We start from the raw sequence: 25706 nt of genomic DNA on the forward strand, positions 1-25706 counted from the left end.
CCCTACCGAGCAGTCGAAGAGGTCCCGGGAGCGATCCCCGGTTCTCGAGGGGGTACCGCCCGCGCGGCCCCCGACCCACGCAGATGTTACGCATGCAGCCCCGCGCGGGCTGTGTGGCTTGAAAGGAGCAGATTCGGATGTCGCTGAAGAGCAAGCTGTCGCTGTCCGCCGTTGTCGGCACTGCGCTGGTACTGGTTCCCGCTATGGCGCTGGCGCAGGATGGCGCGGCGTCGAACAAGTACGACGCGAACTCGTGGCTCGCCGTCGCTGCCGGATTCGCGATCGGCATCGCTGCCCTCGGCGGCACCATGGGCCAGGGGCGTGCCGCTGCCGCCGCCCTGGAGGGCATCTCCCGGAACCCGGGCGCTGCGGCCCGGATCCAGACCCCGATGATCCTCGGCCTGGCGCTCATCGAGTCGCTCGTGCTCCTCTCCTGGGTCATCGCCTTCTTCCTCCAGAACAAGATCGCCCCCTGAGCCAGCGCTGGCCGCGCCCCCTGGGTCCGGCTCCGCTGCTCCTTCTCCTGCCCCTTCCTGCTGCGCCGGCCGAGCGCTCCTCCAATGGAGCTTCGCCGGCGCGCGTTCCCGCCCGCGCACAGACCCATCGTCCTCGCTGCCAGGCCGTGCGCATGGCAACGAGCCCCGCACGGACCCGCCTCGCGCGCGCCCGCGCCTTGCGTGACCCGCCTCGCGCGCGCCCGCGCCTTGCGTGACCCGTCTCGCGCGCGCTCGCGGCCGCGGCCTGCCGCTATCGCACGCGCACCACGGTGCCCAGCTCGTGCGCCGTGGGGAGGACGGCCGTCCAGCCGGCGGGGAGCCGGGGCGACGTCCACCAGAACAGCCGCTGCGCGTCGAGCGGGGCCAGGTTCACGCAGCCGTGGCTCCGCACCTGGCCGAACGAGCGATGCCAGAACGCGCCGTGCAGCCCGACCCCCTTCGAGAAGTACTGCACGTAGGGGACGTCCTCCATCCGGTAATAACGATCGGCGCCCTCGTCCTCGAGGTTGTCCATGTCCGAGGTGAGCAGCTTGGCCCAGATCCGGTACGTGCCGGCGGGCGTGGCGCGCGACGACCCGGGCGCGCCCTTGCCGGTCGAGACGAGCGTCGCGAACACGGGGCGACGCCCCTCGTAGGCCACGAGCGTCTGCGCCGAGCGCTCGACGTCAATCCAGCGCTCGCCCGCATCGGCGTCGACCTCGGGCGGCGGCGGCGCCACCGACGGGCGCCGGAGATCGCGGATCGAGATCCACGCCGCCGCGTCGCCGTCCGCGATGCGCGCGAGCTTGCCCGCGGCGCCCTGCGCCTCCTCGAGATAGGAGACGACGTCGAACCGCGCCTTGCTCTCCTCGGTCCGCGTGAAGCCCGCCCCGGTCCGCGTGAAGAGCGGAGCTCTCTCGGACACGACCCACGCGATCGCGATCTGCGCGGCGTCCGGAGGGACGTCCACCCCGTGGAAAGCGAAGGCGCGCACCGGGCCGAGATCGCGCATCGGCACCCAGAAGCCGCTGTTCGTGCGGCCGTACCGCGCCCCGCCGAGGGCCCGCTCCTCGACGATCGCCACCGCGAAGCCAGGCTCGAGCTGCGCGTCCGGCGCGTCGATGTCGGCCGCGTCGGCGCGGCGGTAGCCGAAGGACCCATCGGGGCCGACGAAGTAGTAGCGATACGGGAGCCCGTCCGGCATCTCGCGCCACGTGCGCACGAGCGGGCTGATCGGGCCTGCAGCGGAGAGCTCGACGGCGTCGTCGCAGACCCAGGCCGCGGCGCCCACCTCGAGCCAGCGTCCGAGGCAGCCGTCGCCGCGCCGGGCCGCGAAGAGGGGCAGCTGCACGTTGCGATCGACGGAGCCGCGCCGGCGCGGGCTCCCGCCCGGCGCGTCGAACAGCGGCTGATCGCGCTTGAGCACGCGCGCGCTCTTGACCCAGGCCGGGAGCGGGGCGTCGCCCGCCGGGACCCACGGCGGTAGCTGCGAAGCGAGGACCGCTCCGCCCCAGATCGCCGCGCCGAGGACGACCCCCGCCGCACCGACCCGCAGCGCGACGCGGCGCTCGCGCCGCAGCGCGCCGCGGCGCAGCTCCCGCAAGCCCGCCGCGGCGTCTCCACGCTTCACCATCTCGCGAGATCCGGCGGAGACGACGGGCCTGCCGCGGTCAGCGGTAGGAGAAGCGCACTTCGTGATCGCAGATCCGGAAGAGGTCGCCCTCGACGATGGCCTTCCGGGCGATGCGCTGGCCGTTGTACTCGACGCCGTTCGTCGAGCCCATGTCGACCATGTAGTACTGGCCGTTCAGGAACTCGACCATGGCGTGCTGGCGCGACACGTTCGGGTCCTTGATCGTCAGATCGCTCGACTGCTTGCCGCGCCCGATGATGAACCGGTCCTTGTTCACCACGAACCGCTGCCCCGCATAGAACGCGGCGAGCACCGGGCCGGCGGGGACCTGGTTCGGCATCCCCATGGCCATCGGCGGCGGGCCCGGCATGCTGCTCGCCGCCTGCGGCGGAACGCCGTACGGCGGCGGCGCCATCGGCGGTCCCATGGGCGAGGCGTATCCGGCGGCGCTGCTCAGCGGCGGCGGCGGCGGCCCCGAGCGGCTCACCGAGCCGCCGGGCATGCTCTGGCGCCCGCCGGGGTTCGTGGCCTGCGACGGGAGCGGCGGCGGCGCGCCGAGGCGGGTCACGCTGGTCGGCGGCGGCGGCGGGCCGCCGACGCGGCCCGGGATGGGCGGCGGAACGGGCAGGCTGGGCCGCTTCCCGCCGGCATTGCTGCTGCCGGGCGGCGGAGGCGGTGGCGGCGGCGCGCCCGGCCGGACCGGCGGCGGTGGCGGCGGCGTCAGCGCCGGCACCGGCGTCGGCCCCACGGGGGACACGCCGTACGGCGGCGACGGCGCGCCATAGGCAGGCGCGATGGCCGGGGCACCGTAGCCCGCCCCCACGGGCGGCGGCTGCTGCTGCAGGGCGACCATCGAAGGCCCGCCCGGTCCGAAGGGCGGCGGCGAGCCGGGCGTCATCAGCCCGGGCGGCGGGGGCGTCGCGGCCGGAGGCACCCCGCTGGACTGATGAGCGTGCGGGACCGCCTGATGTCCGGAGCCGGGCGCCGCGTCGACCCTCGCGGGCGGCGGAAAAGGCGTGCGCGGGCTGTAGCTTCGCTGCCGCGCGTACTGCTTCATCGACTCGTTGATGAGGTAGTCGATGGAGCACTCGAGCTCGCGCGCCATCTGCTCGAACGTCTCCCAAAGGACATCGCGACACTGGAACGTCCGTGCGCTTTTCTTGTTCGGATCCGCGCTCATCTCTACCCAACGATATCGGAGGATGAATTGCGCTGGGAAGCCTCCTCCCGGCCTCTTCCCTGCAAGCACCTGATGGCTCTGGATCGCGCCGAAAGCGCGCTGCGACCGCAAACATGCCCGCGCGAGATCCGCCGAGAGCCCGCGCAGCCCGCCGTGAAACCCGCGCCCCGGCCGCCCTTCGCGGCGAGGGCGAAGCGCCGCGGGCCCGGCGCGGAGGGCCGCGCTGGCCTCGCGGCGGGATCGCCCGAAGATCCCGCGTGCTGCGCCGGCGCTCGCGTCACTTCTTCTCGCCCTTCTCGATCTCCGGCTTCCTGTCCTGCATGGCCGGCTCGATGCAGTACTGAACGAACTCGCCGACGGTCTTCACTTCCCTGAGCTCACGCTCGTTCGACCCCTCTTTCGACACCTCGCACGCCCACTTGCAGTCCGGATCGGCCTCGCAGACCGGCGCGCGCGTGGTGTCGCCCTCGAGCGCCTTGACCGCCGGGAGATCGGCGGTCGTGCCGAAGGTGAAGTAGTAGGCGATCGCGCTCGTGCGCGCCGGCGCCGAGCCCGCGGCGAAGTGGCGCTTCAGGGCCTCGAGGGGCGAGCCCTCCTTCAGATCGCCGAACGCCGCGCCGTACGTGAGCGCCTCGGGCATGGCGAACCCCTTGCTGTCGGGGAGCCTGCTCATGAACTCGTCGATGTGCTTCACCGTCGACATCTTCAGGATGGTCGCGGCGGCGGCGCGGCGGATCTTCCACTTGTCGGTCTTGAACAGGCCGTAGAGCTTCTCGACGACGAGCTCGCGCGGCATCTCGCCGACGCGGCGGAAGGCCTGGTCGAGCACCACGTCAGGCGCGTCCGCGGTGGCGATCTCGAGGATGCGCTGGATGTCGCTCGGGTTGTTGCGGTCGAGCCGGCCTTCGAGCGCGGCGAGGGCGGCCTGGCGGCGCTTCTCGGGCTGCTCCTTGTTGGCCGCGAACCCGAGGAGGAAGTCGACCGACGGCCTGCCGCCGAGCTTCTTCATCGAGCCGAAGACCCGGAAGAGCTCCTCCTCCTGGTACTGCGCGAGCTGCGCCTCGAACTGCTTTTCGGTGGGCTCGAGCTTCGACGCGGCGTTCGCCGCCTGGAGCTCGGGCTTCTTCACGTCGACCCACTCGCTGGAGGTGACGAACTTCGCGATGGAGACGAGGTTCGCCGAGGCGGCTTCCTTCGTCGTCGGGTCGCCGTACTCGGCCACGAGCGACGCCATCTGGTCGAGCCGCTTCGCCTCGCGGGTCATGAGCTTCGGCAGCCCGGCCACCGCGGGCGGGCCGATGAAGCGCAGGAGCTGCTCCATCCCGTACGCCTGCGAGCGGTCCTCGAGCCGGTGCTCGAAGTCCGCCATCGCCCAGTCGATGAGCGCGGCCTTGAGCCCCTCCTTAAGCGCCTCGTCCGCGATGATCACGGTCCGATCCGACGTGAGCATCGCGTACGCGGCGTCCTTGTAGGGGAACGACGTGTCCGGCGGGAGCGGCTGCCCCGGCTGCGCGACGGGCGGCGGCTTCCTCAGCTCGGCGATGATCGACGGCACGAGCGCGGCCACGATGGACTGCCGGGCCTCCGGCGCCATGGTCGCGAGGGTCTCGACCATGATGCCGATGCCCACGCGCCGGCCCTGCCGGGGCTTCATGCGGATGAGCGACGTGGCCGCCTCGATGCGGAGCGAGTTGTCGTACTTGTCGTGAAACAGCACCGCCCTGAGCTTGTCGGGCCCGTGCGCCGTGGACTCCCACCGGTGGATGTCGTTCTCGTTGACGCGGCACCCGCTTGTCGCGAGCCCCACGCCAGCGGTCGCGAGGCACAGCAAAAGAAGGCCCGCAGCGCCGACGCGCCGCCCTGCTCGTTCGACAGTTTCCATGCACGTCCCAGGAAGGTCGGGATGGTACCGCCCGCAGCGCTCTGTTTGAAAGAATTTCAAGGCCGGTAAGAAGGGAGCTCGAACAAAGTTTGCGCGAAATCTGGCCAGAACTCCAGCGCGGCGGCGTCCTCCCCTCCCTGGCAGGCCTCCCAGACTTCTTGCCCCCGGGGTGGAGTGCGCATATGTGAGCAAGGTAGGTTTAGGTAGGCATGAACGTCCCTTTGTTCGCTCCTCGTCGTGCCCAGCCCGCCGCCGGCCTTGGCGAGCCCTTGCGCTCCGGGGCGCGTGGCGCCGCACGGACCAGCCCGGCGGGGGTCGCGGGTCCTGCGGCGCCGCCGGGGCACAGCTATGCCCGCGATGCGGCGGCGCTGGTCCTCCTGGTGTCCGCCTTGTACAGCGCGCTGGCGCTCGCCTCGTTTCGCGCGGATCCGCTGCGCCCGGAGATCTCGGGCGACGACTGGGTGGGGCCGGTGGGCGCGGCGCTCGCGGGGGCGTCGGTCGAGACGGTCGGGGTCATCGCGTGGTTCGTCCCGCTGGAGCTCGCGCTGCTCGCGATGCCGCTGCTCGGGGCGAAGCGCTCGATCGCCAGCCTGTTCCGGCTGAGCGGCGACATCGTGGTGGTCATCGTGCTCGCGGCGCTCGCGCACGTCGCGTTCCCGCTGGCGGTCGCGTTCGGCGCGATGCCGCTCGGCGGGGCCGTGGGTGAGCTGTTCGGGGAGGTGCTGCGCGCGCTCTTCTCGAACATCGGGTCGTACATCATCGGGCTCACCGTCGTCGCGCTCATCCTGATGGGCCGGGCGACGTTCTCGTTCATCGAGCTGGCGCACCGGGCCGAGCAGCTCGCGGCGGCGATCGCCGTGCGCGTCGCCGGCTGGGCGCGCGCGCTCTTCGGGGCGTGGGCCGCGGCGCGCGACCTGGAGCGGCGGGAGGGCGCCTCGGCGAAGGAAGCGCCGCCGATCATCGCGCGCAACTCGAGCCCCGACGCGATCATCGCCGCGCTGGCCGACGACGCCGACGAGCCGCTCTCGGATCCCGCCGCGAGGACCACGCCCGTCGAGCCGGCCCAGGTCGAGGCGCCGGCGCTCGACCTCTGGAAGAGCGCGCCGACGAGCGCCGCCCTCGAGGAGCCGGCGGCCCCGCCGAAGCCGCGACGCGGGCGGAAGGCGCAGGCCAAGGAGCCGCGCGAGGCGGCGCAGCAGGACGCCGAGGCGAGCGAGGCGCTGATCCACGGCGGCGAGGCGCGCGAGGTGGTGCCGCACAGCGCCGAGCCGTACGAGGTGGTGATCCACGGCGGCGAGGCGCACGAGGTGGTGCTGCGCGGCGCCGAGCCGCGCGAGGCAGCGGAGCAGGTCGACGAGCCGCACGAGGCGGCCGAGCCGGACGACGAGCCGCGCCAGGTGGTGATGCGTAGCGCCGAGCCGCGCGAGGGCGCACGGCGCGCCGCCGAGCCGCGCGAGGGTGCGCAGCGTCGGGCTGCGCGGCGCCCTGCCGCGCCCCCGAGAGAGCCGCGCGGCGCCGCCGTCCCGGAGGACGGCGACGAGTCGCCGTTCGGAGGCGAGGCTCACCTCTTCGAGGGGGATGCGCACCTGGACGAGGACGACGCGGAGGATCGCGCGGCGCTCGATCTGGCCGACGAGGAGACCTCGACCGCGTTCGCTGAGCCGGAAGCGCTCGACGTGCCCACCCCGTCGCCCATCCTGCCCGTGCGCGGGCCGCGCGAGGTGTCGATGCGCGAGCCGGACGCCAGGCCCGCGCACCGCGACCTGCCCCAGCGCGAGCCGCGCGAGCCGGACGCCAGGCCCGCGCACCGCGAGCTGCCCCCGCGCGAGCCGGACGCCAGGCCCGCGCACCGCGAGCTGCCGCCCGCCGGCGGGCCGGAGCGACCGCACGGCGCCGCGCTACGCGCCCCGACCATCGTCGATACGAGCCGCGAGCTCGTGAGCGAGAAGCCGGCCGTGGTGAAGGTCGTCCCGGCCGCCGGGGCGGGCTTCCGCCTGCCGATAACGGACATGCTCGAGGCGGCCGCGGGCGGACGCATCCAGCTCGACGCGGATCAGCTCAAGGCGACCGCGCAGCTCCTCGAGAAGACGCTCGCCGACTACGGCGTCAGCGGGAAGGTCGAGGAGATCCACCCCGGGCCGACCGTCACGACGTTCGAGGTCTCGCCCGCCGCCGGCACCAAGGTCTCGAAGGTGGCAGGCCTCGCGGACGACCTCGCGCTCGGCCTCTCGCGCAAGGTCCGCATCGTCGCCCCCATCCCCGGGAAGAACCGGATCGGCTTCGAGATCCCGAACGAGCACCGCCAGCCCGTCAACCTGCGCGAGCTCGTCGAAGATCGCCGCTTCCTCGAGATGAAGGCGCCGCTGCCGTGCGTGCTCGGCCGCGACATCATCGGGACGCCGTACTTCGCCGACCTCGCGTCGATGCCGCACGTCATCGTCGCGGGCGCGACCGGCGCGGGCAAGAGCGTCGGGCTCAACGTGATGCTGGTGAGCCTGCTCTTCCGCAAGACGCCGGACGAGCTCCGGCTCCTGATGATCGATCCCAAGGTCGTCGAGCTCGCGCCCTTCGACCGCATCCCGCACCTGCTCCTGCCGGTCGTGACGGACATGAAGCAGGCGGCGAACGCGCTCAAGTGGGCCGTCGACGAGATGGAGCGCCGGTACCAGCTCTTCGCGAACGCGGGGACGAAGAACATCACGACCTACAACGCCTGGGTCGAGCGCGTGCAGCGCGGCGAGGCGCGCCCGCCGAAGCCCCCGGCCAGGGTGAGCGCGATCGGCGCAGACGGGCTCGAGGTGGAGATCGACGCCGCGAAGGACGGGTCGGACGCGGCGCTGCCGGAGAAGATCCCGTTCATCGTGATCGTGGTCGACGAGTTCGCCGATCTGATGATGCAGCAGGGCAAGGACGTGGAGGCGAGCGTGGCCCGGCTCGCGCAGAAGGCGCGCGCCGCCGGCATGCACGTGATCCTGGCGACGCAGCGGCCGAGCGTCGACGTGATCACCGGCATGATCAAGGCGAACTTCCCCACGCGCATCGCCTTCCGGGTCGCGCAGAAGGTGGACAGCCGCACGATCCTCGACGAGCAGGGCGCCGAGCACCTGCTCGGCCGCGGCGACATGCTGATCAAGATGAACGGCTCGAACGACACGCGCCGCGTCCAGTGCCCGTTCTGCTCCGAGGAGGAGGTCCAGAAGATCACCGACTTCCTCCGGCTCCAGGGCGAGCCGGTCTACGACGAGGCGATCCTCCGGCCCCGCGACGACGAGGGCGAGGAGCCCGACACCGCCGACGCGGAGGCCGATCCCATGTACGACGCCGCGGTGCGGATCGTGGCCGATACGCGGCGCTGCTCGACCTCCTGGCTGCAGCGCAAGCTCGGCGTCGGCTACAACCGCGCGGCCAAGCTGGTCGAGGCCATGGAGAAGCGCGGGCTCGTCGGGCCCGCGAACGGCGCCAAGGATCGCGAGGTGCTGATCGCACCGATCTGAGCCTTGTGCAGTTTGTCTTGACGCCGTTTCGTAACGCGTGTTGGCACGCCGTCGACCTGGGCGAGCGGTCCAGATCGGATGTTGAGGAGAGCACATCGCCGGTCTTTCCGCCGCCGAGGCCGCGCGTCAGCGTGGCGGTTGTTTTGACTTTCCCGTTCGAATGCTTCATGGAGCACGCAGGATGGCGCCTGAGGAAACGCGCACGCGTCTGATCGCCCAGATCGCGAGCCTCCTGAAAGAAGGAACGATGCCCGCAGACGCCCGCGCAGCGGGGCTGACGCTCATCGGCTGGCTTGCGAGGCGCATGCCCGGAGAGGCGGCGTCGCGGGACGGCGTCGAGGAGATGCGCCGTCGCGCAGCGGTCCTGAGCTGCCCGCCGCGACGCATGGGCGGGCGGCGGTCCACCTGAGCGTGCGGCGCTGAGCGGGGCACAGACACCGCGCGCTCAGATGGCGTACGCGGCGCGGCTCCTGCCGGCAATCTGGCCGACTGCCCCGACGGGAGCGCGGCGCTCGCCTCAAGTCCACGGGGCGTCGCGCCGACCCCGCGGGTACGCGCCTGCGCCCTGGGGGCCGGCGGCCGCGCACGGCGACGAGAGGACCGAAAGCGACATCAGTATCGTAATTTGTACGAGCCGTATCGAGCGCGGCTAAGCTCTTGGTGGCGCGGCTTTCCGCGCCGTGGGGCTCGCGCGACGTTCGAACCGGGACGTCGGCTCGCTCGGTATCATGGGTAAACGGCCGCAGTGGGGCCTGTGATAGGTGGTGTTGCTCATGGCGAACCGCGTGGTCGCCCTCCCCGAACCTCACCCGAATGACGATGAAGATGTCGTGTGGGGGATCTCCACGGCCAGCGCGCTGTGGGCGCGCGGCGAGCGGCGCGACGCCATCGTGTGGCTGCGACGCGCGGCCGACGCGGCCGGGGCGGCCGGGCAGCCGTTCCGCGCCTCGGAGCTCGGGCTGTGCGCGACGGCGCTCGAGGAGATGATGGCCTCGGAGGTCGGGCAGCCGAGCGATCCCGATCTCCTGGAGACGATCACCGGCGAGGACGACGACGAACCGTCCCCTTCCGATGAGGAAGCTGACGAAGCTCCTCCGTCCGACGAGCAGACCTGGCGCCGCCGCCTCTCGCTCGGCGCAGAGCTGCGCGCGTCGATGCCCTCGATCGAGATCGACCTGTTCGAGCCGCTGTCGGAGCCGGAGCTGGCCGCCGAAGCCGAGCGCCTGCCGGCGCCGTCACGGCCGGCGCCGAAGCTTCCTCCGGGCGCGACGGAAGGGCCGGCCGCCGCGGGCCGACCGATCGCGCCGTTTCCCCCCGCGCCTGCGGGGCATTTGCAGGGAAGCGCGTCGCAGCCCCCGCCTCCCCCGCCGCCGATGGCGCATCGGCCGACGCAGCAGCCGCCGGGCGGTGCTTTCCCGCAGCCTGCGCCGCACGCGCAGCCGCCCGCCGCGCCGTACGCGCAGCCGCCCGCCGCGCCGTACGCGCAGCCGCCGACGCGGGTCGCCCCCTCCACACCGCCGCCGGCGCCCAACGTCCAGGCCGGCGCCCTTTATCGGAGTCAACCACCGCCGGCACCTCCGCTACCTGTCGCGCCGGTGGCGAACGCCATCCCGCCGCTGCCTCCACCGCCAGGGGCTCCGTCGTTCAGGCCGCAGATCACCCCGGATCCGCATTCGATCGCGGCGCAGGCCAAGACGCAGAGCGCGCCGCCGCCCGCCCCGGTACCGCCGCCGGCCGTACCGCGAGGAGCACCCCCGCGGCCATCGTCGGCCCCCCCTCGCCCTTCCCCGGCACCGGTGCTGCCGGAGCCGCCGGCCGCCCTGGCTCCGTTGCCGGAGCGCGGCCGGTCCGACGCCGCGATGGGGCCCCCGCCGCCCCCGCGCCGCGCCGGGGCACGCGCAACGAGCGAGCCGCCGCCCGCGGCGCCGCTGCCTCCGCCAACGTTCTCCGCGCTTCCGGCAGCAGCCCTCGCCGCGCCGCCACCGCCGAGGTTCATCGCGGAGCCGCATTCGCCGCCAGCGCCAGGAAGCGCCGCGCCCGCGTCGACACCGCCGCACCCGCCATCCTTCGGGCCGCCGCCGGCACCGCCGCACCCGCCATCCTTCGGGCCGCCGCCGGCACCGCCCGTCGGGCCGCCGCCGGCACCGCCCGTCGGGCTTCCACCGGCGCCGCCCGTCGGGCTTCCACCGGCGCCGCCCGTCGGGCTTCCACCGGCGCCGCCCGTCGGGCTTCCACCGGCGCCGCACCCACCATCGTTCGCGCCCCCGCGCGCGCAGCCTCCGCCCGCGCCGCTCCCGCGCCCGCAACCGCTGCCTCCGCCCGCTGGATCTCTGCACCCGCAGGTGCTGGCCCCGCCAGCATCGCCGCAGTTGGTCGCGCCGCCGCCGCCGACTGCGCTGCCGCCGCCTGCCGCACCGCTCCCTCCGCCGACGCTGCCTCCGCCGGCGCCGCCTCCGCTCGCGACCACCGCTTCCGCTGCGCCGCTGCCGCCACCGCACCCGCCGACGCTGCCTCCGCCGGCGCCGCCTCCGCTCGCGACCACCGCTTCCGCTGCGCCGCTGCCGCCACCGCACCCGCCGACGCTGCCTCCGCCGGCGCCGCCTCCGCTCGCGACCACCGCTTCCGCTGCGCCGCTGCCGCCACCGCCCGCCGCGCCGCCGCATCCGGCGACGCTGCCTCCGCCGGCGCCGCCGCCGTCACCCACGCTGACCTCCGCCGCGTCTGTGCCGCCTGCAGCGCCACTTCCGCCGCTGGTGGCGCAGTCGCCGTCTGCGCCGGCATCCGTCGCGCCGCCGCCGCCTCCGGCGCCCGTGGCGCAGCCGCCGTCCGCGCCGCCGCCGGCCGCACCGCCGGCCGCCGCCGCGCCGTCCGCGCCGCCGCCCGCCGCGCCTCCGGCCTCCACCGCTTCGTTGCCGCTCTCGACATCGCCGCATGTCCCGAGCCCGGCAGCGCCCACCGAGCAGCACGCGCCGGACGACGACGTCGTCGGCGAGATCCTCGTCGAGGATCAGGCCCCGACGCCCGCCCCGGCCCGCACAGACACGGCCGCTCCGGCGCACGCAACGACTGGCTCGAGAAGGAAACCCCGGGAGCCGATCCTCGATCCGTGGTCCGACGACGCGGAGATTGCCGCGCCACCTCGGCCTCCCCAGGAAACCATCACGCCGAGCGGCGACACGTACCTCGTGGCTCGCCGGCCTCCCTCGACGCCGCAGGCCGGAGACGAGGAGGAGGAGGTCATCACCTCGGCAGCACCGCTCGATCTGACGCTCAAGCGGAAACCGAACTCCGCGCGACCTCCCGCGCCTCCGGCACCCGCAGCGCCACGCCCCCGCTCAGCGACCCCAACCGGAAGCGAGCCGGCCGGACACCTCGGAGCCTCCGCCGACGACGTTCCTTCGAAGGGCGCCGGCGCGCCCGCGATCCCTGCCGGGAAGATCGAGCCTCCTGCGAGCACGGAAGCGCCGCTCCCAGCCTCGACGCCCGACGGGACCGTCATCATCGAGCTCTCCGACCACGATCTCGACGCTCCGACGTCGTCGCGGCTCGACAGCCCATTGCCCGCGCCGCAGGCAGCGGGGCAGGACGACGACCTGCTGGCGAAGGCCGGCCTGCCTCTCGGCGAGCCCACCTCCGGCGGCGCCGCGGACCCGGCGCAGCGACCGCTCGATCTCGGTGCGGCGACCGCCGAGCCCGAGGCGGAAGAAGAGCTGCTCGACGACGCGGACATCGCGATCGAGGACGAGTCCGCGGCCCAGGCGGCCGCCGGCGAGCCGCTGCCGGCGCTCGCTGCCGACGCCCGCGCGACGGCAGCGGTCGACGCCCCCCTCGCGACCGACCCGACGCGGCCCGAGGCGCTGCCGATGGAGCGGCCCGGAGCGGACGCAGGCGAGGCCGCCGACCTCGCCGGGGTGGCGCGCGACGCACCGCACGGCGCGCCTCCGGACGCAGGAACGATCGCGGCCCTCGACATCGACCCGGAGATCGCGCCGGCTCTGCCGCAGCCGGACGCAGCCAGCGCCGCGCCGGCCGCCGCCGGCGCCGCAGCCCTCACCGGCCGTGACCTCGAGCAGATCGAGGCGTTCGCCGATCTACCCGAGGAGACGCACGACGAGCTCGCGCTCGCAGCGCACGTGGAAGACCTCGCGTCCGACGAGGAGCTCGCCGTCTACGGCGCAGCGCTGGTGCTCAGCGGCAGCGTCGCCGTGTGCGCGAACATCGTCGACACGCCCGCCGAGCGCGCCGCCATCAGGGCGCTCGTGCCGTCCCGCGGCACGCTCGAGGAAGGCATCCCGCTGCGCGTGGTCGCCGGCGCGGGCGGCGCGCGGGTGGCGATCTGGGACCAGACGACCATCGACAACGCGCTCCGCACCTGCCCCTGGGTCGTCGACGAGCTGCGCACGGTCGCAGACCGGCTCCAGTCGCTCGCCGGCGCCACGATGGGGCCGCTCGGCGAGCTCGAGGAGACGCTGCTGCGCCGGGTCCTCGACCGGCTCCGCCTGCGCAACCTGGAGCCCGGCGAGCAGCTGATCCACGCCGGCAATCCCATACCCGGGCTCGTGATCATCGGCGCCGGCGCGCTGGAGCTGGTCGCGGAGCGATCGCAGGAGATCGTCGGCACCACGAGGCCCGGTGAGCTCCTGTTCGCCTCCGAGCTGCTCGGAGGCCAGCCAGCGCCGACGATCGCGCGCGCGGCCGGATGCGGCGCGCTCGTGCTCATCGCCGACCACCCCGTGCTGCGCGAGCTGTTCGAGAGCACGCCGGAGCTGCTCTCCATCCTCGCGCAGTCCATCTCGCTGAACGCCCAGGGCAGCTGAAACGGCAGGAGAACCGACGCCGTGCACGGGTGGTCAGGCCGCCCGCGTCGCCGGCGGCGCGCGCGCCCGGGCGACGCGGGCACAGCTGCCCGCGGTCCGCGAGCCGCGCCCGAGCCGCGCCTAGAGTCGGCCTCTCACCGGACGCAGCGGCCGTGCGCGCGCGGCGTCCTGCTCCAGCTCGACGGCCTCGGCGGGGTCCTCGTTGAGCTGCCAGACGAGCTCGCTGTTGCCCTGCGCTCCGGCGAAGCGGAGCCCGAACCACTTCGCGCTCGGCGAGATCGTCGGCCTGCCCTCCGCGGTCGCGCGCGGGAAGCGGATGCGGAACGCCTGCCGCCACACCGTGTTGTACGGGAAGTAGGTCCGCTCGAGCGCGTTCGGCTTCGTGATCGCGACGATCTCCTCGGGCGCCGTCTCGTTCCCCGTGTCGTCGATCAGCCGGACGATCCACGCGCTGTTCGGCGTCGAGAGGTCGTTGTACTTGCGCTCGCCCCCGAAGATCGCGACGAAGAACTGGTGGCGCTGGCGCGTCTCCTCCAGCGTCTTCTCGAGCAGCTTCTGCCGCTGCTCGATCGTGAGCCGGTAGTCCTGCGCGTAGCGGGCCACGTAGGCCCAGCGGAAGTCCCACGACTCGAAGGTCGCGGTGGCGGTGAGGAAGTTGTCGAGCTCCGAGAGCGCGAACAGGTGCTCCGTGCGCGTCCACGTGCGCAGCACGTTCTCGTAGTCCGTCGCGACGTACTCGCGGGGCCCCTCGTTCAGGTTGACGAGCTGGGTCGAGCAGCCGGTCGACCCGAGGAGCGCCGCGACAACCAGACCGCGCCGGAGCCATGCTGCAGTGACCACGCGGCCAGGGTACCCAGCACCCGCGCTGGATGCACGCACTCGAACGAGATCCCCGCGCCTTCGCCCGCGGGAGCGCGCGGCGGGCGCGCCCACGCGCGAGGGTGTGCCCGCTCCGCGCTCACCGGGGCGCCGATGGCGCCTCCGTCGGGAAGGTGAACCCGACGCTGAGCCGCGCGGCGTAGTACGAGGCGACGTCGCCGCGCAGCGGGGTCGCGACCGGCAGGAGCACGCTCAGCGCCGGCTGCACGTTCGCCAGGATGAAGCGGATGCTCGGCGAGATCGCGAACGTCGCGCGCTTGTCGTCCGGCAGGTCCTGCGTCAGCTGGTAGACCTCCCACAGCTCCAGGCCCACCCCGACCGGCCGCGCGAGCCGGTAGCCGAAGTAGAACGCGGTGTGCGCCGTGACGTCGGTGCGGCGCTCACCGGACCTCAGGCCGCGCACGACCAGCGACCAGTCGATGCCCTGCCTGAGCTGGAAGATGAACGGCCCGGTGACGTACCGCATGTCGAACCAGGGGCGGAACGTCAGCGTGAGCTCCCGGAAGCGCGTCTCGTCCCACGGCCGCACCACGCGCGCTGTCCGCAGCACCTCGGCCTCGGCGGGCGAGACGTCGCGCGGGACCGGGAGCACGATGCCGAAGCCTCCCCCGGACGCGAGCCCGCGCACGCTCGACCAGACGCCCCGCCCGTAGAGCTCGGGGCTCCCGAGCAGGACCGACCGCTCGACGCCGGGGACGCTCGCGGCGGCGCTGTCATGCACCGCGCCGACGAACCACTTGCGGGGAACGAGCGGCACCTCCATCTCGCCGTGCGAGTACCAGGCGTAGGCGTTCCTGCCGCCCGCCCGGCTCGTCGCCTCGGGCTCGATCACGGCCGCCGTGTACTCGAAGGTGAAGGTCGGGTCGCGCAGCGTGAGCCCAGGGAGCGTCGGAGGCGCGGGGACGTCGAAGACCGCCTGCTCCTCCTCGTCGGACCACGCGCCCGAGCCCGGCGGCGCAGCCAGCGCGGCGCCCGTCCCGCCGGCCAGAGAGAGGAGCGAGAGGCACGCCGCCGCGCAGGCGAGGCGCCCGGCCGACGCCGGAACCTGCGCGGGCCGCCTCGATGCCACGGGGAGATGCGGCTCGACGCTACTTCGACCCGAGGCCGAAATCGTTCGCCGTGACGTAGAGCATCAGCCCGATCAGCATGAACACGCCGACCAGATGGATGTGCGCCTCGATGCGGGCGTTCGGCCGGCGCCGCGTGGCGGCCTCGTAGAACAGGAACATCAGGCGGCCGCCGTCCAGGGCCGGGAACGGGATCAGGTTGAACGCGCCGAGGTAGGCCGAGAGCAGGCCGAGGAACTCGAGCCCCTCGGCCCAGCCGCGCTTGGCCGCGTACGCCGTCTCCTCGATCATTCGCTTCGGGCCACCGAGCTCACCCTCGACCTTGCCCGTCAGGTACTGGCCGAGCCCGACGACCAAGCTCTGCACGACCTTCGGCGGCTTCGTCACGGCGAGCACCGCGGCCTCCTTCGCGGTCACCGGAGTCGACCGGATCGCTCCGATGGCCATCACGCCGATCTTGCCCGAGCCGTTCTCGTTCGTCGGGGTGACCGTGGCCTGGACGCGCTCGCCGGCGCGCTCCACGACGATGTCGAGCGGCCGGCCGGGGCTGTGGGAGATGATCTCCGCCATCTTCTCCCAGTCCTGGACCGGGGTCCCGTCGATCTCGACGATGCGGTCGCCGTCCTTGAGGTTGGCCGCCGCCGCCGGCATCCCGGCGACGACGCCGATGTCCGTCAGGCGGTAGGGCTTGCCGCCCGTCATCAGGCTCGCGAAGAAGAGCACCGACGCGAACAGGTAGTTGGCGAGCGGACCGGCGAAGATCGCGGCGATCCGGCCCATCAGGCTCGCGTTCGCGTAGCTGCCCTTGTCCTCGGGGTCGATCTCCTCGAGCGGGTTCATCCCCGCGATCTGCACGTACGCGAGGAAGGGGATCATCGCGACCTGGAACACGGTGGGGCCGTGCTTCACCGGGTCGTGACGCCAGAGCCGCACGCGGATCTTGTCCGCGGCGGTCGTGAACCAGAAGTACCCGTCCTTCGGGACAACCTTGAAGAAGGTGGGGCCGAAGCCGATCGAGAACTTCAGGACGCGCATCCCGTAGGCGCGCGCGGCGAAATAGTGCCCTCCCTCGTGGACCACCATGAGCAGGGCGAGCCCGAGGATGCCTACGAAATACCAGCCGACCATCTCCGGCTAGTCTAACCAGGGTGGGCCCCATCCGCACGTGCGCGATGTCCGCCTCGTACGCCTACCCCGGCAAGATCCCTCCGCCCACGGCGGAGGCCGGGCGCTCCGCCCCCCGACCCGCGGGCAGCGCCGGGGCGGCTCAGCCCGCCGGGGGACCGGCGCAGAGCAGCTCAGCCGACGAAGAACGACACGCCAACGCTGAAGAAAGGATAGCCGATGCGCATGGTCAGCGCGAGGTTGTCGTTGAAGTGGTACCGGCCGCCGACCATGGTGACGAAGTCGAGCCACACGTCGTTGTAGAACCCATCGGTCCGGATGACAGCGCCGACATCGGCGAACGCGCTCCACTTATCGTTGAAGAAGAAGTTCCACTGCATGGTGACCGGACTCCAGATGGTGAAGTCGCGGCGGCAGTACGTGCAGTTGGTGAAATCCAGGCCGAACGAGATGCCGACAGTGTTGTTGAGCCTCGGGATGAAAGCCGGATCGGCGAGCTCGATGGTGGCCCTGAAGCCGAGGCCGAACTCGGGATCGCCGAAGTCGTCGTAGTACCTGTTGTACCCGCGCCGCAAACCGTAGTCGCGGTGCAAGAAGACGAAGTTCCCGTGCGGCTCGAGCTCGGCCGCGTAATCGGGGTGATCGTTCGGATTCTTGATGTTCGCCTGCGCTTCGGGCGCGAGCGTGAGGAGGGTGGCGCCAGCGAGAGCGACACTCACGAGCGAGGGGAGCGCTTTCATGAGCTCTTCGTACCAAAGGAACGGCAGCGAAGGAAGCGAACGGCCACGCGCCCGGCTCATGACGGCCGCCGCTGGGAGGCGATGTCGCACCTCGCGCGGCGCGCTGCGCCCGGAGCGGAGCGCGCCGCGGCGCCGGACGCGAGCCCTCGACGCCACGCGAGCCCTCGACGCCACGCAAGCCCTCGACGCCACGCGAGCCCTCGACGCCACGCGAGCACGCCTAGCTGAGCCGCGCGCTTCGGAGTAAACAGAGCGCGGCGCCGCATCAGCCCGCGCGCCGCGGCGGGCGCGGCCTTCCCCGGAGCGTCGAGATGAGAGGAACGACAAGCGTCATCCAGCTGGCCCGTGGGTGCGCGCGCATCGTCGGCGCGCTCGTCGCGGCCGCCGCGCTCGCATGCAGCGCCACGATCCAGGTCGCGGGGCCGCCGTCCGGGGAGCCGGCGCGGCCTCCCGCGCCGCAGAAGAAGCCGCCCGCGCCGGCCGAGGCCCCCGCGCCGCCGGAGCCGCCGTTGCCCGCGGCTGTCGAGCCGTTCGTGAAGACGCAGGACTCCGACGAGTGGGTGAGCCAGACGCTGAAGCTGCAGAGACGGTACGAGCGCGTCCTCGTCGTCGGCGCGCCGGCCCCCGCCGCGATCCGCGTCGCCTCGCTCGATCTGAACGCGCGCGACGCCGCGGCCGAGCCGCAGGATCTCCCGGTCACGCGCGCGTTCGCGACGCTCCAGGACGCCGCGGACGCGGCCCGGGGCGGCGACCTCATCGCGGTGTTGCCCGGCGCCTACGCGGGGTTCTCGCTCGGCGACAAACCGAGCGCCGGTCAGGGGCGCTACATCCACTTCAAGGCGATGGGGCGCCCGGGCGAGGTCGTGATTCACCGGGGATGCGCCGCCGACCCGAACTGGATGATCTACCTGAAGAGGGCGCACCACGTGGTGATCGAGGGCTTCCGCCTCGCCGGCAGCAGCGGGCCCGGCAGGCAGAGCGCGGGCACGCCGAAGGCGGGGATCATGGTCGACGGCGCGTTCGGCGAGACCGGCAGGCTGGCGCACCACATCGCGCTCGTCGGCAACTTCTCGCATCACCATCGGACATGGGGGTTTCACTCCACCGACAGCCACACCGTCCTCCTGCAGGACAACCTGTTCGCCTTCTCTGCCGCCGAGCACGGCGCCTACGTGTCCGACGGCTCGGACAACTACGTGGTTCGTCGCAACGTGTTCTTCGGCAACAGCGCGAGCGGGTTCCAGGCGAACCTCGATCCGGAGGCCTCGCTCGACGCGGTGCTGGAGCACCCGTCGTTCCGGGGCTATCCGCGCAGGGAGCCGACCCGCGCCTGGGCCGCGGGGCTGATGAAGGTCGCGACGGACCGGTTCGGCGAGCACGGGTTTCCGGACGGCCGGGGCGTGAACTTCATCATCGAGCAGAACGTCATCAACGGCAACGGACGCCTGGGCGGCGGGGCGATCAACCTCGCGGGGGCGTCGGACTCCGTCATCCAGAACAACCTCATCTATGGCAACCTCGGCAGCGGGATCGCGCAGTGGGACAACGGGAACCCGTTCGACCAGGCCTATGTGGAGCCGGGCCCGCGCTCTCCGGAGCAGGTGAGCGGCCCCGACGCCCTGCCGCTCTGGGGCTGCCGCAACAACCTGATCCGCAACAACACCGTGGTCATGAACACCAGGGGCCGGCCCGCGCTCCAGTGCGGCAACGGGAGCTGGGGTTGCCGGCTGCGGAACAACATCTTCGTCAGCGACGACTCGCCGTCGATCGAGGTGCTGAGCACGAGCATCTACCGGTTCGACGCGGGCCACAACGTGGTGACCCAGGTGAGCTACGGCGGGATGCCGAACGGGCTGAAGCGCCTGGCGGCGGCGCTGCCGGAGACGCGGGCGATCACGGGCATCACGCGCGCGCGGCTCGCGGCGGAGGTGGTGCGCGCGGGCGAGGAGCCGTGGGTGATCGTGGAGGGGAGCTGGTGGAAGCTCAACCCGAGCCGCCCGGATTTCAGGCCGAAGCGGTCGTCGAAGATGCTGCTCGGGCAGGGCGACGCGCGCGAGGTGCCGTCGCGGGATCTGCTCGGCGAGAAGCGCGGCGGCGCCGATCTCGGGGCCTTGTCGCCGGGGCCGCCCTGAGGGGCGCGGCGGCGCGGCCGTCGGGGGCCGCCGACGGCTCGGGCGGGGCGAGGCGATGAGCGCAACCGCGATCCCGCGCAGCGGCGCGCCGGGCGCGTGTACACTCCGCCTCGTGCCGTCCGCGCCGCGCCGCGATCGCCTCCGGGATCGCCTCTCTCGCCTCCGGGCCTGCCTGTCGACGAGGTCCTCGCTCCCCCGGCGCTCTCGGTCACGACGCGCGAATCCAGGCTTGCTCGCCGCCCTGGCATGGCTCACCGCGTGCACCGGGCCGGGCGAGGGCGGCGGCAGCCCGGCGACGAAGGTAGACGCTCCCGGCCAGGTGCACGTGGCGCACGCCGCCGAGGGGACGGCTCCTGCCGCGCCTTCCGCGCCCGCGGCGGCTCCGGCTCCCGCCGCGCCGGCGCCTGCCGGCAGCGCGCACGCCGGCGCGGCCATCCTGGGCGGCGCAGCCCCCGAGCCCGCGCCGGTCGCCGGCAGCGCGAGCGCCGCCCCGGCCGAGGCGCATCCGCCCGGCCCGGCCGGCGCCGCGCCCGCCGTCTTCCCTCCGCGACCGCTCGGGCTCCCGCTGGCGCTCGGGCCTTGCCCGGCCGACATGGCCCTCGTCGGCGGCTTCTGCATCGACCGGTACGAGGCGCACCTGGTCACCGACGCCGGCGGGGAGCTCGCCGTCCACCCGCACTTCAAGCGGCCCGAGGCGGGCGTCCGCTACGTCGCCCGCAGCGAGGCCGGCGTCTTTCCGCAGGCGTACATCAGCCGCGTCGAGGCCACCGCCGCGTGCGCCGCCGCCGGCAAGCGCCTCTGCACGCGGCGCGAGTGGCAGCGCGCCTGCCGCGGCAACGGCGTCCACCGCTACCCCTACGGCCCTCACGGCGAGCGCGAACGGTGCAACACCGGCAAACGCCACCTCCTGAGAGAGCTCTTCGGCGACCACCCGCCGGGCGGGTGGAGCTACGAGCGGCACTTCAACAGCCCCGAGCTCGACCAGAAGCCGGGCTTCCTGGCGCGGAGCGGCGATCACGCCGGCTGCGCCAGCGAGCTCGGCGTCCACGACATGGTCGGGAACCTGCACGAGTGGGTCAGCGACATGGTCGATCACGAGCTCGTGATGCGCATGCAGACCGAGGGCGTGACGCGCCGCGACCAGCCCTGGCACGAGGGCAGCGGCGTGTTCATGGGCGGCTTCTTCAGCACGACCAGCGAGCTCGGCCCCGGGTGCTACTTCACCACGATCGCCCACGAGCCTGCCTATCACGACTACTCCACGGGATTCCGCTGCTGCGACAGCGTCGATGTGCCGGCAGCGCCGGAGTCGGACGGGGCGGTCAAGCGCGACGGAGGCTGACGGGGCGGCTGTCCTCAAGCCACGACAGGAACAGGGCACTTCCTCCAGATATCCGCCCTCTCGACGACCACGAGCGCGGCGGTGACGACGGGAGAGGCGCGCCAGCGCCCGCCGCTCACGCCGCGAACATCCGGTCGAGCACCGTCCTCGGCGCCCCGCCCTGCAGGATCGTCTCGAGCGCCTCGAACACCCCGCCGTCCACCTTCCGCGCCCTCGCGAACGCCACGACGCGCGGGATCAGCGGGATCGCCTCCACGCGCAGCCTGGCCTCCGCGACGGCCTCGTCGAGCGTCCGCCCGCGCGCGAGGGCCTTGCCGAGGATCACCTCGGGGCGGCTCTCGAGCCGGATCGAGGCGAGCAGGTCGCCGTAGCCGCCGAGCCCCAGCATCGTCCGCTCCTCGGCGCCGGCCGCGGCGGCGATGCGCGCCGCGCCGTCGACCGCCCTCGAGATGAGCGCGGCGAGCAGCCCGGGCCCGGCGCCCGCCTGCTCGGCGAAGCCGACGCCGACCGCGAGGCAACCGACCAGCGCCGACGCCCACTCCAGGCCCTGCAGATCCGGCGTCGTGTAGACGCGGAGCCCGTCGGACTGGAACGCCGCGGTCACCGCGGCGTGCACCTCGGGGAACCGCGAGCCGCACACCATCGCCGAGGGGCGGCCCTCCCGCAGCTCGTCCTCCTGGATCGGGCCGCCCAGCGCGCCCACCCGGCGCGCCGGGGTCTCCTCGCGCACAAGGTCCGAGACGGTCTTCAGCGCCTCGCCCTCGAGGCCGCGCACGCCGTGGATCACGAGGTGCGAGCCGTCCATGTGATCGCCGAGCGCGCGCAGCGCCGTCCGGGCCGCGTTCGACGGCACCGCGATGACGAGCAGCCGCGCCCGGGCGACCTCCGCGTGGTCCCGCACGATCCGCGGGCCGTCGTTGATCTGCGGGTGCTCGCGGCGGGTGAACAGGAGGACCTCGGCCCCGGTGCGGCTCGCCGCGAGCGCCAGCGCCACGCCCCAGAAGCCGCCGCCGATGACCCCGACCGAAGGCGCCGGACGCGCGCTCACCGGCCACCCCCGGCGCCGTTCATCGAGCCCGCGCGCGCGCCCGCGGCGCCGCCGCGCGACGAGGCCGCGCCGCGGTCGTCCAGCGGCGGCGGCAGCGAGGAGGGCGGCAGCGGCGGGAGCGGCGGCTGGACCTGGAGGCCGGAAGGGACGCCGGGCGGCGCGATCACGTCCCACGCCACCCCGTGGGCGGCGAGGCGGTTCTGGTAATAAAAGAGCAGGTTTGTGTCGCAGATGGCGATGCCGTCGGGACGCGAGTCGAGCACCGGCGACGAGTGGTAGCCCGCGAAGGCGCGCAGCGCGCGCTCGACGATGTCCCCGCCCGAGCCGAGCCGGACGTCCTCACCCAGCACGATGCACCCCGTCTGCTCGAGCGCGCGCAGGCGCTCGCACAGGGCCATCACGTCGGCCGCGAGGTCGTCGCGCGGCACCGTGAGCACGTCGCGCTGGCGGAGCACCGTGAAGAGATCCGCGGCCGGCGCGTGGCTGCGGAGCCGGGCGAAGCTCGCCGCCGCGACGACGTGCGTCGCCATGACGACCGTGTCGCGCGCGTACGCCCGGCAGATCTCCTCGCCGAGCTCGCGGGCGTACTGGACGTCGCGCGCCGCGTCGACGACCGCGGCGCCGTCCTGGTTCTTCACGTAGGTCGCCGGGTCGACCTCGCGGCCGCGCGCGTCGAACGAGCGGCCGAGCTCGTCGACCCGGTTACCGAACGGATCGAGCGGCTCCGAGAAGCGGATGACCACCGCGGCGTTCATCGCGAGGAGCTTGCGGAGGAACGAGGCGATCCGGCCGATCCGGCTCGACTCGTCGTCCTCGATGATGAAGCGGCCCTTGCCGGCCTCGGAGAGGAAATCGGCGATGAGCGTCTCGGCCTCGAGCGTGATGAGATAATTGATCGTGGCCGGGACGAAGAAGATGCGGCGCTCGCGGCCGCTGAGCAGCGTGCGCGTGTAGGCCTCGAAGGCGCTGCCGACAAGGCCCAGCTTGAGCTTCCGCTCGATGCCGCCCGAGCGCGACCGCGTCCCCCCGGGGAAGAACAGCGAGTGGTAGCCGCGCTCCAGGAGCACGCCCGAGTACGTCTTCAGCACGTCCTTGTAGAGGTTGTGCCGGATGCGCCGATCCACGCGGTAGGCGCCGAGGTTGTGCATGAAGAACGAGAGGACCGGGTTCGTGAACAGGTTCTTTCCGGCGCCGTAGGTGGCGGGCGGCAGGCCGGCGCGCTCGAGGGCGTAGCCGAACACGATCGAGTCCATGTTCGACAGGTGCGTCGGGACATAGACCGCGGTGCCGCGCTGCACGAGCGACCGGAGCTTCGCGAGCGGGCCCTGCACGAGCACCCGGTCGGCGAGCAGCTCCAGGCTGATGAGCTTGCGCGGGTCGCGGACCACGGTCACGAGCTTGCGCGGCGCGAGCAGGGCGCTCACGACCGGCGGCAGGAGCCGCGAGGACAGCTGGTAGACGCGCGGGTCGAAGTTCCCCGCGATGTCCCACGCGTACTCCTCGGCGAGCTCCCGCAGGCGGCGGCGGCGCTCCGCGTCGTGCATGCGGCCGAGCGAGCGGGCGAGCCGCTGCCACTCGGTGAGCTCGCGGACGTCCTGCGGCTTCCGTGACCCCTCGAGCCGCTTCGCCTCCTGGTACGCCGCCTCGTTCATGGCGAGCAGCGGATCCCTCGTGGCGCCGAGGACCCGATCGACCACGGTGCGCACGATCTCGTCGCGCGCGTCGTTGAACCCGAAGATGGGAGCGCGGGAGTCCATGGGCCTAGTCGTATAGAAATCAGGCCGCGGGCGCGAGCGGAATGCGGCCGCGCGCGACGTCGTAAGTCAGCGGTAATCGTCCTTCGCGCGCCGCACGGCGGCGAACACGTCGGGCAGCGTGGGCCCCGGGAAGCGGGCCTGCACGGACCGCTCGCTGCAGCGCAGGAACGGGTTCGTCGCGAGCTCCTCGGCGATGGTGCTCCCGACCGTGGGCTCGCCGCGCTCGCGCGCCGCGCGGGCGGCCGCGAGCTTCTTGCGGATGGCCTCGTTCTCGGGCTCGACCGTCTCGGCGAAACGGAGGTTGTTCACGGTGTACTCGTGACCGCAGAAGACGCGCATGTGCACCGGGAGGGCGGCGAGCTTGGAGAGCGAGGCGTGCATCACCTCGGGCGTGCCCTCGAACATGCGGCCGCAGCCGCCGATGAAGAGCGTGTCGCCGGTGAACACGACGTCCTCGACGCAATAGGAGACGGCGCCGAGCGTGTGGCCGGGGACGTGCAGCGGCCGGAGCGTGAGGCCGGCGATCTCGACCGGCTTGCCCTCCTCGACCTGCTCCGTCTGCGCGGGCACGCGCCCGACGTCGCTCGCGTGCGCGTAGACGGGGAGATCGCCGTAGCGCTGGCGGAGCGCCTCGTTGCCGCCGACGTGATCGTGGTGGTGGTGCGTGTTGACGATGGCGACCAGGCGGAGCTGCTCGCGGTCGAGCGCCGCGATGATCGGCTCGGCCTCCGACGGGTCGATGACGATCGCCTCGCGCCGCCCGTCCGCGGCCACGAGGTATGCGTAGTTGTCGCTGAGGCAGGGCACGGTGAGGATGCGCATGGGCGAGAAATATAGTGCGGTGCATGCGGGGAGCCTGTGAAAAACTCGGGGCAGAGAACGTAAAGAGGACGTAAAGAGGGCGTGAGGGGGCGCGCTTGTCGACCTCGATCGGATCTGCGCGCGGGAGGATAACGCTGGCGGGTCGCCTCGCGCCGTGACGCGCGCGCCGTCGTGTGGCAGAGGGGCCGTGCATGGCGTCCGCCGAGCCCTCTGTCCGCTACCGCATCGGCGTCGATGAGAACGGCCTCGGCCCGCGGCTCGGTCCGATGGTGGTGACGGCCGTCCTCTCGCGCGTCACCGAGGCCGGCTGGCAGACCGCCGGCAGCGCGCCCCGCGGCGCCCTCGCGCAGCGGCTCGGCGACTCGAAGCAGCTCGTCGCGCACGGGGACGTCTCGCTCGGCGAGGCGTGGGCCCGCGCGCTCGTCGCGCGCGGCTGCGGCCGCACGGCGATGGCCGGCGACCCGCCGTCGGTCGACGAGCTGCTCCACGCCGTCTCGCTCGACGACCGCGCCGCGCTGCGCGCGCTCTGCCCGGACCACGTCGAGGCGCAGTGCTGGTCGGCGGAGGGCGAGGCGTTCACCGCGCCGGACAAGCTGCTGCGCACGGTCTGCCGCGACCTCGACAAGCTCGCGGAGAAGGGGGTCGAGATCGTCGCCGTGCGCTCGATGCTGCTCTGCGTGAAGCGGATGAACGACGGGGTACGCGCCGGGAAGAACCGGTTCGTGCTCGATCTCCACGCGATGGAGCGCCTCATCCTCGAGCTCGGCGGCCTCGCCGGCGCGGAGGTCTTCGCGGTGTGCGGCAAGGTCGGCGGCTTCGGCAAATACGGGTCTGCGTTCGGCCCGCTCGCCGGGAGGCTGCACCTCGTGCTCGAGGAGGGCCGCGCCCGCAGCGCCTACCACTTTCCCGGCCTCGGCGAGATCGCGTTCGTCCGCGACAGCGACGCCTCGGATCTTTGCGTCGCGATGGCGTCGATGGTGGGCAAGTACGTCCGCGAGGCGCTGATGGAGCGGGTCGCGCGCCATTACCAGCGCGCGGTCCCGGGCCTGCACGGGGCGAGCGGCTACCACGATCCGGTGACCTCGGCGTTCATCGGGGCGACCCGGCTCGTCCGCCGCGCGCGCGAGATCCCCGACGACTGCTTCGAGCGGCGCGCCGCCGAGGGGGCCGCCTCGCTCGAGCGCGGCGGCCCGTGATGTCGAGGCCGGCGCCGCGCTAGGCGGGCGCCGCGCCAGGCCGGCGCGCGCGCCGCGCCCGCGAAACCGGCGGCCCCGCGCGGCGTAGGAGGGGTGGATGCGCTACCCTCGACCGG

General features: G+C 73.2%; 17 protein-coding genes. 6 read left to right on the plus strand and 11 right to left on the minus strand.

Annotated elements, in window-relative coordinates:
- Positions 1-137 precede the first annotated feature (137 nt).
- Positions 138-476 (plus strand): ATP synthase F0 subunit C, encoded by a 339-nt coding sequence (locus WME75_RS41055; RefSeq protein WP_437482457.1) that lies wholly within the window; start codon positions 138-140, stop codon positions 474-476.
- 271 nt (positions 477-747) lie between these two features.
- On the opposite strand, the gene WME75_RS41060 is transcribed toward WME75_RS41055, so the two are convergent.
- The 3 genes from WME75_RS41060 to WME75_RS41070 all read right to left on the minus strand — a co-directional run bounded on the left by WME75_RS41060 (position 748) and on the right by WME75_RS41070 (position 5171).
- Positions 748-2109 (minus strand): L,D-transpeptidase, encoded by a 1362-nt coding sequence (locus WME75_RS41060; protein WP_437482460.1) that lies wholly within the window; start codon positions 2107-2109, stop codon positions 748-750.
- A gap of 37 nt (positions 2110-2146) precedes the next feature.
- On the minus strand, positions 2147-3289 hold the full coding sequence (locus WME75_RS41065) for an FHA domain-containing protein (protein WP_437482463.1): 1143 nt from the start codon (positions 3287-3289) through the stop codon (positions 2147-2149).
- A gap of 277 nt (positions 3290-3566) precedes the next feature.
- Entirely contained in the window at positions 3567-5171 is a 1605-nt protein-coding gene (locus WME75_RS41070; protein ID WP_437482466.1) for a hypothetical protein, read from the minus strand.
- A gap of 209 nt (positions 5172-5380) precedes the next feature.
- Between WME75_RS41070 and WME75_RS41075 the strand changes: the two genes are divergently transcribed.
- Complete coding sequence (locus WME75_RS41075; RefSeq protein ID WP_437482469.1) at positions 5381-8665, plus strand: DNA translocase FtsK 4TM domain-containing protein; 3285 nt, start codon at positions 5381-5383, stop codon at positions 8663-8665.
- Between the two features lie 1558 nt (positions 8666-10223).
- Here the strand turns inward: WME75_RS41075 and WME75_RS41080 are convergent.
- On the minus strand, positions 10224-11567 hold the full coding sequence (locus WME75_RS41080) for a hypothetical protein (RefSeq protein WP_437482472.1): 1344 nt from the start codon (positions 11565-11567) through the stop codon (positions 10224-10226).
- A gap of 7 nt (positions 11568-11574) precedes the next feature.
- Between WME75_RS41080 and WME75_RS41085 the strand changes: the two genes are divergently transcribed.
- The gene (locus WME75_RS41085) at positions 11575-13482 is read left to right on the plus strand and encodes a cyclic nucleotide-binding domain-containing protein (protein WP_437482475.1); all 1908 of its coding nucleotides are present in this window, start codon (positions 11575-11577) and stop codon (positions 13480-13482) included.
- Between the two features lie 120 nt (positions 13483-13602).
- Here the strand turns inward: WME75_RS41085 and WME75_RS41090 are convergent, their stop codons facing one another.
- From WME75_RS41090 to WME75_RS41105, 4 genes are all read right to left on the minus strand, one after another.
- Complete coding sequence (locus WME75_RS41090) at positions 13603-14322, minus strand: hypothetical protein (protein WP_437482477.1); 720 nt, start codon at positions 14320-14322, stop codon at positions 13603-13605.
- 118 nt (positions 14323-14440) lie between these two features.
- The gene (locus tag WME75_RS41095) at positions 14441-15430 is read right to left on the minus strand and encodes a hypothetical protein (protein ID WP_437482480.1); all 990 of its coding nucleotides are present in this window, start codon (positions 15428-15430) and stop codon (positions 14441-14443) included.
- 19 nt (positions 15431-15449) lie between these two features.
- Positions 15450-16556, minus strand: a complete 1107-nt coding sequence (locus WME75_RS41100) for a M50 family metallopeptidase (RefSeq protein ID WP_437482483.1) — start codon at positions 16554-16556, stop codon at positions 15450-15452.
- 170 nt (positions 16557-16726) lie between these two features.
- Complete coding sequence (locus tag WME75_RS41105; RefSeq protein ID WP_437482486.1) at positions 16727-17293, minus strand: hypothetical protein; 567 nt, start codon at positions 17291-17293, stop codon at positions 16727-16729.
- 311 nt (positions 17294-17604) lie between these two features.
- On the opposite strand from WME75_RS41105, the gene WME75_RS41110 reads away from it, so the two are divergent.
- Positions 17605-19425 (plus strand): right-handed parallel beta-helix repeat-containing protein, encoded by a 1821-nt coding sequence (locus WME75_RS41110; RefSeq protein ID WP_437482489.1) that lies wholly within the window; start codon positions 17605-17607, stop codon positions 19423-19425.
- Between the two features lie 229 nt (positions 19426-19654).
- The gene (locus WME75_RS41115) at positions 19655-20767 is read left to right on the plus strand and encodes an SUMF1/EgtB/PvdO family nonheme iron enzyme (RefSeq protein ID WP_437482491.1); all 1113 of its coding nucleotides are present in this window, start codon (positions 19655-19657) and stop codon (positions 20765-20767) included.
- Positions 20768-20882: 115 nt separating this feature from the next.
- Here WME75_RS41115 and WME75_RS41120 read toward each other — a convergent pair whose 3' ends face one another.
- The 3 genes from WME75_RS41120 to gloB form a co-directional block, all read right to left on the minus strand.
- Complete coding sequence (locus WME75_RS41120; protein WP_437482494.1) at positions 20883-21815, minus strand: NAD(P)-binding domain-containing protein; 933 nt, start codon at positions 21813-21815, stop codon at positions 20883-20885.
- Positions 21812-23572, minus strand: coding sequence for a 1-acyl-sn-glycerol-3-phosphate acyltransferase (locus tag WME75_RS41125; RefSeq protein ID WP_437482497.1), 1761 nt, complete (start codon positions 23570-23572; stop codon positions 21812-21814). The genes WME75_RS41120 and WME75_RS41125 overlap by 4 nt, the downstream gene beginning before the upstream one ends.
- 66 nt (positions 23573-23638) lie before the next feature.
- Entirely contained in the window at positions 23639-24394 is a 756-nt protein-coding gene (gloB, locus tag WME75_RS41130; protein ID WP_437482500.1) for a hydroxyacylglutathione hydrolase, read from the minus strand.
- Between the two features lie 191 nt (positions 24395-24585).
- On the opposite strand from gloB, the gene WME75_RS41135 reads away from it, so the two are divergent.
- Positions 24586-25590, plus strand: coding sequence for a hypothetical protein (locus WME75_RS41135; RefSeq protein WP_437482503.1), 1005 nt, complete (start codon positions 24586-24588; stop codon positions 25588-25590).
- Positions 25591-25706 lie beyond the last annotated feature (116 nt).

This window comes from Sorangium sp. So ce1014 (assembly GCF_051521505.1).
Taxonomy (GTDB): Bacteria; Myxococcota_A; Polyangia; order Polyangiales; family Polyangiaceae; genus Sorangium.